The organism is Myxococcus sp. MxC21-1 (assembly GCF_032612255.1).
Taxonomy (GTDB): domain Bacteria; phylum Myxococcota; class Myxococcia; order Myxococcales; family Myxococcaceae; genus Myxococcus; species Myxococcus virescens.
Genome location: NZ_CP123278.1, coordinates 2,104,193 through 2,121,823 on the forward strand (window position 1 = coordinate 2,104,193; position 17,631 = coordinate 2,121,823).

General features: G+C 66.0%; 1 protein-coding gene. It reads left to right on the top strand.

What is annotated here, in order from left to right; all coding sequences use genetic code 11:
* Positions 1-998: 998 nt before the first annotated feature.
* Complete coding sequence (locus QEG98_RS09885; protein ID WP_316566560.1) at positions 999-17,264, top strand: CARDB domain-containing protein; 16,266 nt, start codon at positions 999-1,001, stop codon at positions 17,262-17,264.
* The last annotated feature ends 367 nt before the right edge of the window (positions 17,265-17,631 follow it).

Genomic DNA, 17,631 nt, shown 5'->3' on the forward strand with positions numbered 1-17,631 from the left:
GGAGGCCGTCCCGCTGGTGTCTCGGGCCCAGGCACTTCCATTCCAGGCAGCATTGAGGGTGAACCACACCGAGTCGGTGTCGGCGTAGAGACGCAGCCGCGCGGCGGCGCCGCCGCCCCCTGGGCGTCGAGGAGAAGGACGCGGCCGGCGCCGAGGACGGGCTGGAGGATGGCCTTGTGCTGGCCTGCCGCCGTCTCGTTGCCGCGGAAGTGCCCGCCGCTGAATGCTGCGAGGACTTCAGCGAGGGCCGCTTCGACGGTGCTTGCCGTCAGCAGGTTGCCCGTGTCCGCAACGGAGACGGCAGAGGCTGCGTGGGCCCCCGCGTCTTGTGTGACGTGCCCGTTGAGGAATCCCAGAAGCGCGGCCACCTGCTGCCGCAGGCTGCTGGCGGGGAGGGTGTGGGGGTGCCGGATGGTGTGTGTCCGCCGATACGGGAGGTGTTTGAGGTCCGCTCCGCGCCTATCTTGGACGAGGCCGAGCATCCAACTCTGGGACGGTCAGTCTGCGCTTCCGGACGGGGCTGCGCTCAGCATGGCCCACATGTCAGGGGTGCGCAGTACCGTCCGACGTCGTCGGAAGAGCTTGGGGCTTGTGACGAAATGATGATGGAAGCATGCGTGAGTGCTGCCCCAAGCCAATTGCGGCTCTGGTTCTCTTGGAGTGTGTGTCGTCGAGGGGCAGCCGGAGGGGGGATTGGTGGAGGGGCGTCGCCGTCTCGGATTTCCGAGTTTGGCAGGGCGTATGCATCTACAGCGGCGTGGTTCTAGGAAGCGCGCGCGACCCAGGGCCTTCGAAGAGAGGGAGTGCTGCGTTCCCATGAGTTTGACGAGGCGTGGGGCTCCGTGTAGAGGCGGCATGCTAAATACAGGGCCCAAGTTGGCAGTGGGTACGTGCAAAAAATGAGACGCGTCTGTGTCTCGCAGGAGGGGCGGATGCGTCGGGCCCGGATGATTGGCTGCTTACTAAGGGTGCTGCTTGGCGCGTGGGTCGTGCTGCCCATGCGCACGTACGGCTCCGAGCATGTCAGTGCGTACCAGCACGACGGCACCTCCTATGGAATCGAGGCTGGCATTGCTCCGCGGGTGCGTGTCGCGCAAGCCTTCTTCCTGACTCACGACGATGCCTATGACTTCCTTGTCGTGCTGCCCACATTCGATGTGGACCTGGGGCCGGACGTCGCGGGACTCCACACGTCGGTGCGCAACGACGTACATGGTATTGGTCGGGCTCAGTTCAATCGCGCAGGGGAGTTCGGTAGCGCGGGGCGACTGAAGGCGTATATCGACCTTCGCGCGTTGAGCCCCAACGTGCAGGGAACGACCGTAGATACGGCGACTGCTCTCCTGGCTCACGAGGTGTCGCACCAGTGGACCGGGCGCGTCCGTTACCGAAGGGAAGGAACGGCCCACCTTAGTGACGACCTGCTGGGGCAGAACGGGGCACATTGGAGCTTCTTCTTCGATTCGGATGCTTCGGTGCTCTACGGCTCCGATTGGGAGCAGGAATCGCCGGGCGTCTTTGCTGCAACCGCGAGCCAGAAGCGCTACTCCAATCTGGACCTGTATCTCATGGGGTTCCTCTCCCCCTTGGAGGTCGGCCCGCTTACGTTGCTTCAGCCCGAGACCTCATCGCCATACCAAGCTACGGACCTGCCACCGCCTTTGGGTACTCGGATTTCAGCGACGGCCCAGACTCTGTCCGTCGCTGACATCATCCGGGCAGAAGGTGAGCGCCAGCCGGCAATGTCACGGGCTCAAAAGAGCTTTCGCGCCGCCTTCATCATCCTGACTCCGCCCGGCGGGTTGGCCACGGCGGCGCAGGTGCAGTTCGTCGACGCGCTCCGCAAGCGTTTCGAACAGCAATTCTTTTTCCTTACTCAGGGCCGTGGTGTCTTTGAGACGGACTTGGTTGAGTCGCCGCCGGGGCAGGTGGCGGAGAGTCCTGGGGTTCAGCTCGGCCTGGACTATTTGTTCGCCCAGCAGTTGCCTTCAGGCGCCTGGGGGCAGGGGGCCTCGGCAGTTCGTGAGACCCACCATGTGCTGGACGCACTCCGGCTCTTTTATTCGGATCCGCGTGCACCCGAAGCAGTGACGCAGGGAGGCGCGTACCTGGCGGGCCTCTCCCTGTTGGACGCGGACAGTCTCGCGCGACGTGCGCTGGCATTGCGGGATGCCTCGGCGCAGACCGCGGAGCGTCTTGCTTCCCTGCGAGGACTTCATGGTGGCGCAGGGCTTGTTCACGGCTATGCGCCTTCCACGCTGGATTCCATCCTGGTTGGTCGGGCGGTACGCCTTGCGGGTGAAGTGCCTACGGGACTTGACCCACTGACACCTTACTTGCTCGGGCAGCAGAACGAGGACGGCGGCTGGCCTCTGATGGAAGGGGGCCCGAGCCGCTTCGAATTGACCTCCCTCGTCATGGAGCACCTCGCTTCGGTGCAGCGCACCCCGGAGGTCACCTCTGCGGCGGGCAAGGCGCTGGCATATCTGCGCGCACAACGTCGCCCGGGGGGACTCTACGCAGAGGAACGAGAGAGCGCCCGTGCGACGGCATGGGCCCTCCTCGCTCTTTCAGCGTGGCGACAGCTAGGCGTGGAAGAGGCGCAGCAGGCCGCGACGGCGCTCCTCGCGAGACAGCGCACGGATGGGAGTTGGGACGGCTCGCCTCTCGACACAGCCCTTGCATTGCGTGCGCTTCGCATTGCGCTAGCCCCCAATCTCTCCTTGGCCGACTCGGACCTCCAACTCTCTACCTCCACTGCAGTGGAAGGAGAGACGGTGCTGGCCACCGTGCGCTTCTTCAACACGGGCTATGCCACCGCGAGCAACGTGCTGGTGCGGGCTTTCGACTCCACGGGCACACCCCTTGGCGAAGGGCAGCGCGTGGCTTCCATCGCCGCTGGCGAGCGTGCCCAGGTGACGCTGCGGCTGGACACCTCGGCCAGTCGCGGCTCCTCGCGCGTGTTCGTGCGTGTCGATGCCAACAACGAGGTGGATGAGTCCTCGGAGGCTGACAACGGCGCATCTCAGCCCCTCTTCGTGAGTGAGCCCTCCGAAGGTGTAGACCTCGTCGTCCACGCGGGCAGTGTGACGGTGACTCCCTCGAAGCTGACACGCCTACCGTCTGTCGTGAACGTGACGGCGGTGGTGGGTAACCTCGGCCAGACGGCCTCCTCAGAGGTGGAAGTGCAGGTGCGGCTGGGTACGCAGGTGCTGGCGCAGGCGCGCCGAGCGCTTGCGCCGCGCACGCGTGCGGCCCTGTCGTGGGATGTCACCGTCTCCTCGCTCGCTCAGAACTCCGCGATTTCGGTGGTTGTAGATGCCCTGGAAGAACAGGTCGAGAGCCGAGAAGACAACAACATCCAGAGCGCGCCGCTGGAGCGCGTGCAAGGCGTGGACCTATCGGTGGCAAGCGTGACGGTGGATGCCTCCGTGGAACAAGGGCGAGATGCCGTCATTCACTACCAAGTTGCCAATTCTGGGACGGTGCCGGCCAGCGTCACGCCCGTGATTGAAATTCAGGATGGAAGTGGCGCCACCAGGGCCAACCTCGCGGGGGCGACACTTCAGGTCCCCGCTGGCGGCCAGGTCTCCGCACAGGTGGTGTGGCGCGCAGGTGTCTCTGGGGCGATGCGGGCGGTGGTGCGCGTCACTCATGCGGACGACCTGGATCCAAGCAATGACACGAAGTCTGCCGACTTCAATGTTACGGCTTCAGGGCTTGCCAACCTGCAAGTGGTCGGCAACGCAATCACTCTCACCCCCAGCCGCCCATTGGAGACGAAGAGCGCCACTGCGCGCGCCACGCTGCGCAACAGTGGGTTGGGGGAGACTCCGGGCTTCAGCGTGGACTGGTACCTGGGTAACCCTGCCGAAGGAGGCACGCGCGTATTCCACGGAGCTCAGGCGCCGCTCGCGGCAGGTGCCATGCGGGAGGTGTCTGCTACCTTCACCGTGCCAATCGACAGTCCTCGAGCCCTCTTTCTCGTGCTGGACGCGGAAGGCGCTGTGTCTGAGTTTGATGAGGATGACAACCAGGTGCTGTTGGCGCTGCAGCCCATTCCTATCGCGGACCTGGTGCTTGCCGCCGCTGACATTCTCCCTCAGCCGGCTTTCCCTCAGGAAGGCAGCACCGTGGCGGTCTCAGTCTCTGTGCTCAATGCGGGTGGGCAGGACGCCGAGGCCGTGTCAGTGCAATTGTTGCTCGCCGTCCCGGGGCTGGAGGAGGTGCTCCTGGGCGAGCACGTACTCGATGGCATTCCTGCGGGGGCGCGGCGCGAGGCTGCCTTCGCCTGGGATACCGTCGGTGTGAAGGGTAGCGTGCGCCTCGTCGCCCACGTCAACCGTGCTGGAACGACGCTGGAGGGACGCTCCGACAACAACAGGGCCGAGAAAGCCGTGGTGGTGCAGGACGCCACCCTTGCGCTCAGTGAACTCTACATTTCCCCGAATGGGGATGGGGTGAAGGACTCCTCCGAGGTGGTGTATCGGCTCAACGACGCGGCTCCGGTCTCCGTGCGTGTGCTGGACGAAGACGGTCAGGAGGTGCGGGCTCTCAATGCTGCATCCGCGCAGGCCGGTACGCTAGTCTGGGACGGGCGTTCAGAGCGTGGACGGGTGGTTCCGGACGGCACCTATCGCCTGATGGTAAGTGCGGCGGCGGCTGGAGGGCAGGTCCTGATGGGGACGCTGTCGGTGGTGGTGGATACCAACCGCTTCCCCCTGGAGAAGTCAGCTGCCTCGTCCCGCGAACTGGAGAACCTGGATTCGTTTGTCAATCTGGACCGCTACGATGGCCCTTTCGTGTCGATGCCGGACGAGAGTGGCGTCGTTTTCAACGGTTGGAGTTTGTCAACGGCGCAGCGCGGAATCTACCTGCAGCCGCTGGGTGGGGCTGAACCGAGGCGTCTGACGCGAGATGACTGGGATGGTAGTTTCGATGGCCAGCTCGCCCTCAGTCGAGATGGGCGTCTCGCGGTTTTCGCCGGCGCGATGCGTACCCCCAGTGGCAGCTGGGCTCATACATTGACCCGTCTGGACTTTTCGGACGGTCAGCTCACCCGTCTGGTGACGGATACCCTGGGGCAGGGTGCCAGCACGTACCTTAATCGAAGGGTTCAGCCGGTGCTCGACGCGGACGGTGCCGTTCTGTTCTTCGCATCCAGGCAGTCTGGAGCCGAGGCGGGTGACATATCCCAGCTTGAGGCCATTCGGACGGATGGTACGGGCCGCCGGGTCCTGGCGAAACAGGATGTTGATGTTGTCGAGATGAGCTTGTCGCCGGATGGACGTGCCATTGCCTTTGTCACGGGCCGGGGAGCGCTTTACCGCGTGAACGTGGACGGTACGGGCTTGGAGCGGCTCCTGCCGGACTTCACCATTTCCGATGGGCGCTATCCGGACGGTCGGGACACCCGCATCTACTCCAGTGACAACCTGCGGCACTCCTGGTTGCCGGATGGAGAGGCGATTGCCTATGTAGAGGCAGGCCCCCTGCGGTATGTGCGCACGGACTGCTATGAGGGCTGCCAGGACATCTATGAGGCGGCCTCGCCTGCACTTAATGCAGTGGACGTCCATTCGAAGGCGACACGGCCACTTTACCGCGGGCGTGCCGGCTCAATCGACTTCCTCGCTAGCTTCGCCGCACTCCACGTCAACCCGCTGAGTGGTGGCATCCTTTTCCGCTCTTATCTGGCGGACGACGAGACGGCGTGGACGTGGGGGGTGACGGGGCTCAATCAGGCGCGGCTCTTCGTTGAGGATGGATTGGATGGCGGCCGCTTCTCTCCTGGTGGCACCTTCATCCACGGTTTCATGTCCTTCGGCGCGGATGTCCCCGAGGCCTATCGTGCCCTCTCGACACGCGACAACCTCACCGCGAAGCTGGCGGCCACGCGGAAGCCAGGTGCATCGGCCATTTCCTTCACCGGGACGGCGGCCGACGCCAACTTCGAGTCGCTGGAAATCGGCGTGCGCCCGTATCGTGCGACCAGTCCTTTTGTAGCCATCTTTCGTGGTGCCTCGCCGGTGGTACGAGGAAGCCTCGGAAGCTGGACACCTCCTGGGCCCGGCCTCTACGAAGTACAACTGCTGGTGCGGGACAAGGCAGGTAATGTCCGGACGCGCCGGACAACGGTGGGCTACAGCGATCGGCCCGTGGTTGCCAATCTCACCCGCGAGCCGGAGTACTTCTCGCCCAACGGCGACAATGTCCTCGACGAGGTGTCCGTCCATTACACCATGACGGCGCCGGCCAGCATCGAACTGCGTGTCCTCAATGAGGCCGGGCGCGTGGTGCGGCATCTCTCGCGAACTCATACCGCGGCTGGCGATTACGGCCTCGTCTGGGACGGCCGGGACGACAATGGCGTCGTGGCTGCTGACGGACGGTACATCCTGTTGGTGGAGGGCAACGAATTGGGCGTCACCCTCGACACGACGGCGCCCCGGCTCACGCTGAGCCTTTCCGACATCGCTGCGAGCACTGCGTACGTGGTGACCGTCCCAGGCCCTTCCGGCAGGGAGCTTGTCCAGGTGATGCAGGGAGGTATCTCCCTGAAGGCCGAGGATGAGGCATTGGTGGGCTGGACGCTGGAGACAGGGCGTCTGGACGCGCCTTCAATCTTCGATGCATGGGTATCGGGCACGGAGAGGGCCGCTAGCCGCGAGGCATCACTCTCGGAGCTTGGAGGGCGCCTCGTGCGCCTTCACGCGCGGGACCTTGCGGGCAACGAGGCAGTAACCGACCCGCAAGGATTCGAAGAGCAGCTTTTTGTGACGGAGGTCGCTCGGAGCTTCGACACGGGCCAGTACTGGTTGCTCCCCGGCCGTGCGCTTCCTCGCATGCCGGGGCATGTCCCGGTGGAGAACGCAACGAGTGTGGGCCGAGTCCCTTATTCCGGTCCCGGAGAATACGTGTTCCTCCTTGAGGACTCGGTCGCTCGGCCCTTCACTTCCTTCAGCATTGCCTACCGTGTCCCCGGAGAGCAGGAGTGGCGAGTGGACCACTCCAATGTCTCCAATATGGGAGACGCGCTGGTGGTCTGGGATACGCAGCTCATCGGCGCCATTTCGGAGTTCGAGGTGCGGGCTCTGGACGCTGATGGGCGTACCTTCACCCGGCGTGTCTACTTCGGGGTTGAAGAGGGACGGTCCAAGCTGCTGGCTTGCGCTCAGTCGCGAGGGGCGGAGAAGGCTCTGCTCGTCGCCGAGTTTGAAGGCGCGGCGGGGGATGTCCGACTTCTGCCGGGGGCGCTCTGGACCCTGGAGCGCCTGGATGGGGCGGGCGAGCAACTGCGCATCCCGGTGAAGGCCAACGTGGTGAGCAACGCTTTGGGGTGGAGCTTCAGAGAAGCCATCTCTACAGCCTCTCTGAGGGGCTGTGTCTACCGGACAGGCTTCTCCGCCATACGGGCCAACGGCGAACCGCTGATGGCATCCGGCGAACTGGACCTGTGTGTGGTTCAGTTGACGAGTCAAGGTGGGGGCGTGCTGGCGACGGAGTCCTTCCGCGAGGGGGGGCTGCGCTCACTGGAAGTCTTCGCGAGGGCGAAGCTGCCGGAAGCGCCCATGCTGGCGAACCCGGAGGTGCTGCCTGTGGCGCGTCTGGGGGCGTTCAGTGGCCAGTCCCCCACCGTTCCGCTGGACCTGACACGACTGCCGAACGGAGGAGAGTACGTCCTGTATGCGCAGGGCTTCCTGGCTAACGGCAGCCCTGTGGCGACACGGGGGACGCTCGAATTGGGCGCTTTGAAGGATGTCCAGAGTTGCTGGGACGAAGCTCGCCTGCACGTTCCGCCGCCGGCGTTCTCGCTCGCGAATCCCATGCGTAACGGCGAGGCGCCGCTGTGCTCGGTGCACCAGCCCAGCTTCACTGCGTCAATCTCGGGTTCAATCACGACGGGGCAGGCTTTCTCCTCGCTGAGCGTAGCCTTGAACTCAGCTGAAGGCGCGTCACTCTTCAACCCAGCCATTTCCGGATTTACGCCGGGAAGCTCGTCGTTCAATGCCCGCTACACATTGGATCCGGCCACGCTGCCCGAAGGCGTGTACTGGCCGCTGGCGACTGCCACATGGAGCGATGGGAAGGTGGCCACCGCGAAGTCCGCGCCGCTGTTCGTGGACAGGACCCCGGCGGTAGCGGTTATCACCAGCCCCTCGAGTGGGGGGCGTGTGTGCCGCAGACCTCGGCGGGAGCCCAACGGCACCCTGCGCTACTACATCGAGGTGGAGGGGCAGGTCGCCGATGCCCACCTTGAGTCCATCGACCTGCTTGCGCGCGCCGGTGGAAGTAATTGGGTCCCGCAGGAGCGCAGGGATTTCAGCCCGCTGACCGCGACTTCCGTCCAGGGGTTGCTTGGACGTGTGGACGTCACACAGATGGGCGCGGATGTGGAGGTGCTGGTGAGCGCCCGGGACGCGAGCGGTTCGTCCTGGTGCGCGGTGCCGGTGCCCGTTGAGTTGGCGGGTACAGTGGCAGTGGCGTCCCTCGCCATACAGCCGGCCATCTTCTCGCCAACTGCAGCCCAAACGATTGCGCTGTCATTTTCCGTGACGGAAGGGGCCCAGGTACTGGTCAGCGCGTGGAAGGGCACCGTGAGGCAGGGCACCGTGGCGGAGGCGTCCTTCGGCGAGGGGGCGGCCTCGCTGACGTGGGACGGCCAGTTGCTTGAGGGTGGGCAGCTCGACGATGGAGATTACCGCCTGGTTCTCCAGGCCGTGGACGCCTGTGGCGGAGAGGCGGAGCGCGCCGTGATGGCGCGCGTGGATACCACTCCGCCCGTGGCACGCCTGGACACGCCTGAGCAGGACGCGGTGGCGGGCGCCGCATTGGTGGTCACTGGCGAGGCTTCGGATGTGAGCTTCGTTCGCTACGAACTGGCGGTAGGTGAGGGCGTGGAGCCGGCCGAGTTCACGCCTGTCCTTATTCGCACGGCTCCCCCGGCCTCGGGTGTCTTGGGGACGGTTCCCACGGGCACGTTGCCCGTTGGGGAGTATGTCTTGCGGCTGACGGTGGAGGATGCCGTCGGACATACAAGCCAGGACTTCCGACGCTTTGTGCGTCAGCCGACGAGCATGTTGCTCGCTGCTTCGGTGACTCCTGCGCTCATCTCTCCCAATGCACCATCGGGTGACGGTGTGCTGGACGAGGCTGCCGTGGTGGTGGAGTTGGCGGCGCCCGCCTCGGTGGGGCTGGCACTGGTGGATGCGCAAGGGGCAGTGGTGGCGCCACTCCAGTCCCCGACTCTCACTTCCCAGGGGGTGACGACAGTAGTGCTGGGGCCCGAGGCTCTCGCGGGCGTCGCGGATGGGACGTACTTCGTGCGGGTGGACGTGGTGGACTCGGGAGAGACGCTCCGCCTGCCGCTGATGCTAGACACAACGCGGCCCACTCTTTCCCTCACCCAGCCAGTGTCTGGCTCGGCCCGGCGTGCCAGCGTCGCGGTGGAGGGTGCCATTACCGACCTCCACCTGGAGGATTGGAAGCTAGAGCATGTTGCCCCAGGTGGAGGCACGACCCTCGTGGCCGCGGGTACAACGTCTCCCGACGGGGTGTTGGCCCAGTTGGATGGCTTGCAGGAAGGCGACCACCTCGTGCGCGTGACGGCGGTAGACGGGGCGGGGAACGTGCGCACCCTCGACGTGCCCTTCGTCGTGGATGTGACGCCCCCGGTGGTGGCCTTCAAGGCGCCGCTGAACGACGCATTTCTGTCGGGTGTGAGCGGGCCGGTAGGGGTGGCAGGCAGCGCGGAGGACGAGGGACTCGCGAACGTACAACTGAGCGTCGTGCGCGGCGCTCAGGAAAAGGTCCTCTTCACGGGAGCGAGCCTCCCGGCTCAGGGAGATTTCTACGCCTGGGCCGTGGCCCAGGAAGCTGACGGGCCAGTGGAGCTGGTGCTTTCGGCCGAGGACGCTGCGGGCAACCGGAGCGAGAGTCGGATTTCGGTGACGCTCGACAGCACGCCTCCCACTGCGCTCGTAGCCTCTCCGAGGAGCGCTGCGTTGGGCGTGGACAGGGCTGTGCGCGGCACTGCCTCGGACGGCCACCTCACCGAGTGGCGGCTGTCCCTCTCGCCCGCGGCCTCGCCCCTGGCGTGGCGGGAGGTGGCTTCCTCCACGCAGCCCGTCACCGAGGGGCTGCTCGCGACGCTGGCTTCACCGCCCGTGGACGGCGCATACCGCGCTCGCCTTGCCGTGAAGGACCGGGCGGGCAACGAGTCCACCGACGAAGTGGACTTCTTCGTGGATACGCAGCCGCCTGAGGCGCCGCTGACGCTGGTAGCTACCGTGCAACGCCCCAACGATGTGTCGCTAACCTGGACGGCCAGCCTCGCCGTCGACGCTGTCGCCCACGAAGTATGGAGGGCGCCGCTCGGCGCGGACTTGGTGCGCATTGCCACAGTGGCGGCGCCGGCCACCGCGTACCTGGATGCCGCTCTGGCGGATGGCACCTGGCAATACGTGGTGCGCGCTGTGGATGGGGCGGGCAACTTGAGTGACGACTCGCCAGCGGCATCGGTGGAGGTGGATTCCACGCCGCCGCTTGTTGTGCTGCGCACGCCCGCGCCCAATGCGCTCGTGCGTGGGCTGGTGGAGGTGGTGGGAACGGCCTTCAGCGCCGTGGACTTCAAGGAGTACCGTTTGAGCATAGGGGAGGGAGCTTCGCCCTCTGCGTGGGTGGTTCTGGTGCGGTCGCCCTTGCCGGTCCCTGGTGGCACGCTCTTCGAACTGGATGCTGGCACTCTGAGGCAGGGGGCCCTCTACACGCTCCTGCTTGAGGCAGAGGATTCCGCAAGCAACGTGGCGGAGACTCGCGTTGGCATCCGTGTGGACAACCAACCTCCTGCGGCTCCGGTGCTGCTGTCCGCCACGGCACAGGGGGACAGCGTCGCGGTGCAGTGGCAAGCGGTGTCGGACGAGGACCTGCTGGGCTACGTCCTGTTCCGAGATGGTGCCCTGGCCAACGCCCCGGAGGGGGTTGCCCTGGAAGACCTGCGCCCCTATGCGCTGATGAACACGCAGTACACGAACGCACAGGTGCCGGACGGGGTACATGCCTACCATCTGGTGGCCATTGACCAGGCGGGCAACATCAGCCCGCCGTCCAACACCCTGTCAGTCACGGTGGAAACGCGCGCGCCGTCGGCCCGTCTCACCGAGCCGGCGTCCCTGGCCCGCCTGCGCGGTGCCACGCGGTTGTTGGCCCACAGCGAGGATGGCGACATCGCCAGCGTGCGAATGGAAGGGCGAGGCACGCCGAACGGTGATTTCGTCGCGCTGGGGGCGCCAGTCACGCGGTTCCCCTATGAGGGGACGCTGACGTCCGACATGCCCGCAGGCCGCGTCGTGGAGTTGCGCGCCATTGCCACGGATACCCAGGGCAACGTGGACGCGTCGCCCCGCAGTCTCCATGTCCTCAGGGAAGCCATACCCGCCCGGCCTGCCCTTACCGCGCGCGTGGACGAGGAGCAGGTGCACCTGTCCTGGGACACCGATGCCGCTCAGGCCGGCGTGTCGGGCTTCGAGGTGCTGGTCAACGGAGAGAGCAGGCTTCCATACCCAGGGCGGCCTGCGGGTACTGCCTCCGCGTCGTCCGGGACGGCCTCCGAGGCGGCCAGAGGGTATGACGGCTCCAGCGGAACATTTTGGCGCTCGGGCACCGAGTCGCTGAAGCAGTGGCAAGTCCTCTTCACGGAGCCCTTCCTCTTGGATGCGGTATCCCTGTCAATGCAGGGGCTCATCACCGCGCGTGTGGAAGGCCAGGTGGACGGGTTCTGGGTGGAATTGGCGCCTGCTGTCACGTCGCGGGACCAATGGCTTCCAGAAAAGGTGACATTGGAGTCGCCGTTGGAGGTAGCGGGACTCCGCCTCACCTTCACCCAGACGCCCTTCGGCACCGCCACTCTCTACGAGGTGTCCGCGTTCCAGCGAGCGATGACGCGTGACAATTCCTGGACGGATATCGCCTCCCCAGGGGACTACAGTTACGAATTGAAGGCACTGGGGTTTGGCGGCACGGCCTCCGAGCCTGGCACTGTGAAGGTGCGGGTGTACCGCCCCGCGCTGGATGCGCCGGTCAGCCCGACGGCCGACACCACGGTGGTGCTGCGGGGACATGAGGCCGCAGCCAATGCGGCGGTGGAACTCCTGTCGGGTGACACGGTGGTGGCCGCCACCACGTCGGACGCAGCCGGCGACTTCACCTTCACGGGTGTGGTTGTGCATGAGGGAAGCAACATGTTCGAGGCGCAAGCCACGGACGCAACTGGCAACCGCAGCATGCGGTCCGAGTCCGTGGAAGTGGTGCATGCTCCGCGGCCACAAGCCTCGGTGGCCCTCACCTTGGATGGGGTGGAGCAGAGCACGGTGTCGCTCTCCTTCGTCGTCTCGGGAGACACGGCAGGGCTGGCCGGCTTCGCGCTCTTGCGTGGCAGCGGAGATGGGGCCGTGGAGGTCGCCACGGCTGGGCCCGAGGCCCGCGCATTCGTAGACGCTCACGTGCGCAATGGTACGTATACCTATCAGGTGGTGTCCCTCAACGCGGAGCACCTGCGGGGGGCGCCCTCTAACGAGGTTCAGGCGATAGTGGCGGTGGCAAATCCCCCAGCGCCCATGGCCGTCATCGTTGAGTCGCTACCCGAAGGCGGTGCGCTACGAGTCCAGTGGCAGACGGGGGGCAGCGCTGCCGCCTTCCGCGTGGAACGCGCCCTGGGGGCCACCGGCGCCTTTGAGGCTGTGCCTGGCCACGCGGCGACCCGCGCCACGAGTCTCATTGACCTGGGCCTGGTCAATGGAGCCCTCTACCGCTACCAGGTGATGGCGCTGGACGCGCAGGGTAATGTCAGTGCGCCCGCGGAGGCTTCCGGCATGCCGCTGGACACGACGGCGCCGGACGCGCCGCGCTTTACCTTCCCGACCGTTGCAGGTTCACCGGTGACGTTTTCCGAGTCGTCCACGCGCGTGGCTGGCGTGGCGGAAGTGGGCGCGGTCGTCACGCTCTACAGGAACGGTGTGCCCTACGCTGACGCCCCTACCGGGGAGCAAGTGCTGGAGACGTCCATCGGCAGCTTCGCGCATCCTCCCCTGGGAGACGTGACGCTTTCGTCGAACGGGCGCTATCTCGCCTACCTTCGTGCGGACGTCGCGCTGCCCACCGTCGTCGTGGAAGAGGTCGGCGGAGGCGTGGTGGGGACTGTGGAGAGCGCCTTCTCCACGCCCGACGCGATGGTGCCTTCACCCGATGGCGCCTTCGTCGCTGTGGAGGGTTATTCGGACGAGTCGGGGCGAATGGAAGTACATGTCGCGCGGCTGGCCACTGGAGCGGCGTGGCAGGTGGGGGCCTCGCAGCAGATGGATGTGGGCAACCCGATTTGGTCGCCGGATTCTCGACAACTTGTGGTGCTGATGCATGACGGCGACACGCGCCTGAAGCGGGTGGAGGTAGACAGCCAGACGGAAGCGGACCTTGAGCTGCCGGGCCACACCTCCATCCGACGCCCTGTCTTCACCCCGCATGGCACTCTGCTTTTCGTGGGGTCAAGCACCTCCGAAGGCGCAGAACTCGTTGAGGTGGACTGGGACTCGAGGTTGGTGCGGAGCCTCTTCCGTGCCGATGAGTTCTCCTTGCCGCTGGTGGTGGCGCCCGACTTCTCCCGGATGGCTGTGTGGGCCAGGCTCGGCACGAGTATCGGATTGCATGGCATCAATCTCTCCACGGCCCAGACCACCCTTCTGACCGACCAGTATGTGAATGACGACGCGGTGTCCTTCTCGCCGGATGGCAAGCAACTCGCCGTGGTTACGCAAGACGGTGACGTCCTCGTCGGTGCAGACGGCCCGCTGGCAGTTGTGGGGCATGTCGACGAAGGGTGGGGGCGGCTTGGGTGGAGTCGCCAGTGGGACCTGGTATGGGCAGGCTACGAGAGGGTGACACACCTTGAATTGCTCGGTCGATTCGAGTTCGAGGACGTCGCTCTCTCTCCCGGCTCTACCCTCTTCGGAGCTACGGCCTCCGACGCTTCGCTGAACATGAGCGGGCCTGCCGAGCCAATCGACGTGCGAGTTGATGGTCAGGGGCTACCGGACCTGCTGGCCGAAGTTTCGCTCGTGCCCGAGGTGGTGTCCGTGGGCGGCCCGGCCACGGCTGTCATCACGGTCCGCAACGTGGGCGGCGCCGCTGCTCCGGCCCATGACGTGTCGGTGGGGGTGCGGAGCCCGGATGGCGCGCTTCGAGTAGTGCCCCTGCTCGCGATGGGGCCACTGGCAGCCGGAACGTCCATCACGGCTGAAGTTCCGCTGCCCGTTGAGGGATTGACGGGCGCCCAAGTGCTGGAGGTGGGCGTGGATGCACGCGCCGTGGTGGCCGATGCCAACCGCGACAACAACCAGGTCCACCATCCCTTCACCATCGCCGTCAGCAGCCTGCCGGGCGTGGCGGTGTCCTTGGATGTGTCTACAGTTCCGGTGGAGGGGCAGCGCCTCGTCACCGTGACGGTGACGAACCCCGGTCCGCCCCTGACGGGACAGGTGGAGTTGGATTTGGTTGGAGCGGATGGTGGTGTCGCCCGCCTCGTGGAACCCACAGAGGTCCTGACCTCCCTGCCCACAGGACAGTCCCATACGTTCACCCGCACGGTTGTTGTAGGAACGCTGCTGGCTGGCGTCTACGAAGTCCGCGCGACGCTGTGGAAGGACGGGGCCGCGTGGGTGGCGGGCGGCGCCGCCCTCTCCGTGCTGCCGGAGGAGACCGCAGTCCTGTCTGTGGCCACCTCTCGGACGCGCTATCTCTCCGGAGAGGAGGCCGAGGTGCTCACGGAGGTGACGAGCACCTCGCGCAACAGCTTCCTGGAAGGGGCCATGCTGTGGCTGACGTTGCGGACCTCTGGGGGCACACTCGTCGAGCAGCGGCAGGTTCCGCTGCCAAGGCTGCTCCCCGGCCGAGTTGAAAATCAGTCCACCAGCTTCTCCACCGCCGCGCTTTCGCCTGGCAACTACCAGGTGACGAGCATGGTGATGATGGGCGCCCAGGTGCTGGCGCAAGCACAGACCAGCTTCGGAGTGGAGGGGCGGCCGCGTATCTCAGGTCTCGTCTCCATTGCCGGGCAGACGGGCACTCAGCCCTACATCCGCACGGGGCAGGTGGCCACCGTGGACGTGCTGCTGGAGAATCGCGGCACTGCACCCGAGGACGAGGCTGTGGTGAGTCTGGTGGTGACGCGTCCCGATGGCAGCCTTTTCACGGCGGCCTCGTGGCCCCTCGCCGCGCTGGCTCCAGGTGCACAGTGGACGCAGCAGCAAGTGCTCTCTACCGTGGGGTGGGCGCTGGGAAATCATGGCCTGACGCTGGTGATGGAGCATCCTTCCGGAGCGTCCGAGGTGTTGTCGCGCCTCTCCCTCCTGGTGATGGATGGGCGAGCGCCGCGGTTGACGCTTGTCAACCTCTCCGAAGGCATGTTCGTGCGCGACGCGGTGAGTGCCCATGTCAGGGCCCTCGACGATGCGTCGGGCGTGGCGGCCCTTCGGGTGGCGGTGAACGGCACTGAGGAAGTGGCGGCAGCGCCTGTGTCCGGCAATGCGTTGGATGGCGTCTGGCGCGCCAGCCTGTCCCTCGCGACGGAAGGGCCACACCTCCTGGTGTTCAGCGCGGCGGACGCAGCGGGCAATGACGGCCGCGTGCTGGCTTCGCTCGACAACCCGGTGAGTGTCACTGTCATCCGGGACACCCTGCCGCCCGAGCTGACGGTGACGGGCGTGCCGGGAGAGGTGCCGGTGCACGGGCCCGTGGTGCCCGTGTTCTCAGCGCAGGACGCCCACCTCTCCACGGTATCCGCCACGCTTGATGGGGCGCCCTTTGCCTCGGGCACAGCCATTTCGACGGACGGTGTCTACGAACTACACGTGGTAGCCACTGACAGGGCCGGTAATATCAGCCAAGTGCAGAGGCGCTTCACTGTCGATACGCTGCCGCCGCGTATCGTGCTGGGCGGCGTCGAGGACGGCGCCATCGTCAATCACGACGTGACGCCGACGGTGGCCGTGACGGACCTGCACCTGGAGGCGGCTTCGCCCACGGTGACGCTGAACGGGCAGCCCTTCACAACAGGGAGCGTGGTCTCCGGTGAGGCCGACTACGTCCTGCGCACCCTGGCACGAGATGTCGCCGGCCACGTGACGGAGGCAGAGCTCGCCTTCACCATCGACAAGACGCTACCCGACATCCAGGTAACGGGTGTGTCCAACGGGGCGGTGGCGAATGCCTTCACCATCCACTTCACGGCGACGGACGCTCACCTGGACGTGGACACGCTCCAGGCCACTGTGGATGACATGCCCTTCAACAGCGGGGGCACGGTGAATGCAGAGGGCCCCCATGTGCTGCGGGTGAGCGTCTCGGACAAGGCGGGTAACGCCCGCGTCGTGACGGTGTCCTTCTCCGTTGTTACGGCAGACCCTCTGATGCCGCCCATTCGCTACGCGGTCTGCGGAGTGCAGGACGCACTTGTGTACGGGGAAGCGGAAGTTGTGGGGCCTACGGTGAACGACAAGGCATCCGTCGCGGCCAACAGCCTCGCGTACGTTGGCCAGTGGAGCTTCGTCTCTGGCGATCTCGTTGGCGGCTATTCCGCCGTGGTGGAGCAGGCCACCCTGGTCGGTTCGCTGTATTACGGCGAAGGCTATGCGATTGGCGCCGACGCCACAGTTCAGGGCGGAGTCCATCTCGTCGCCTCCATGCCCACGCCGTGCACCTGCAGCTATGACGTGGCGGCGAATCTGGCGCAGGCGAGCATGGAGAACGACAATGCGCGCCTGTCGTCCCTGCCCGGCAGCAGCACTTGGTGGGTAGATGGCGCGTTTGAACTGAATGGTGTTCACGTCGTGCTGCCCGCAGGCCGCTACTACGCGGAACACCTCCACCTCACCGGTGGGGCGACGCTGTCGGTCGAGCCTGGAGCGCGCGTGCTGCTCTTCATCGGTACCAACGTGGTGGTGGAGGGGGGCTCAACGTTGGGCGCAAGCCCTGCTGCCTCGCATCCCATGACGGTGGTGTCAGGGGCGAAAAGGCTCGAAGGCCAGCACGTGCAAGTAAGCAACGCCGCGGACGCATCTCTGACTGTTTATGCGCCCGAGGCGGACTTGAATCTATCGGGCAATTCGACGCTTTACGGCGCCCTGATGGGCAAGACGGTGGAGCTGTGGGGGGCGCAGCGGTTGGTGCTGAAGCCCGGTCCCCAGGCCTCTCCGCCGTCTCTCTTCTGCGAGTAGCACACCCGCCATGTCCCATTTGTCTTCGAAAACTCCGGCGCTCCTCGTCCTTATCTCCGCGCTCGCGGTGCAGCCTCTTGCCAAGGCTGCACCTTCGTCGGAAGAGGCTGCTGTCCCAGGCCTGGCCGCGGCACGCACGCGGGCCCGTGAGCTCGCGGCGGGCGTTTCTGCCAGCGAGCGCGGGGCGGGCCAGGAGCCCGTGCTTGTTATCAGCCCGCCGTCCACGGCCCCCATCGACTGGGCCGGGGTGAAGGCGCGCACGGAAGACGTCAACGCACGCCGAAGGCTGCACGAGGAGCGGACCCGGCCCGAGGCACGGGGCACCGAACTGGTCCGGGAACTGGACCGGCGGTGGCTCGCGTCGGCG

Bases quoted from the DNA above. Each gene is read 5' to 3' on its own strand.
- QEG98_RS09885 (WP_316566560.1), top strand. From the start codon at position 999: ATGCGCACGTACGGCTCCGAGCATGTCAGTGCGTACCAGCACGACGGC.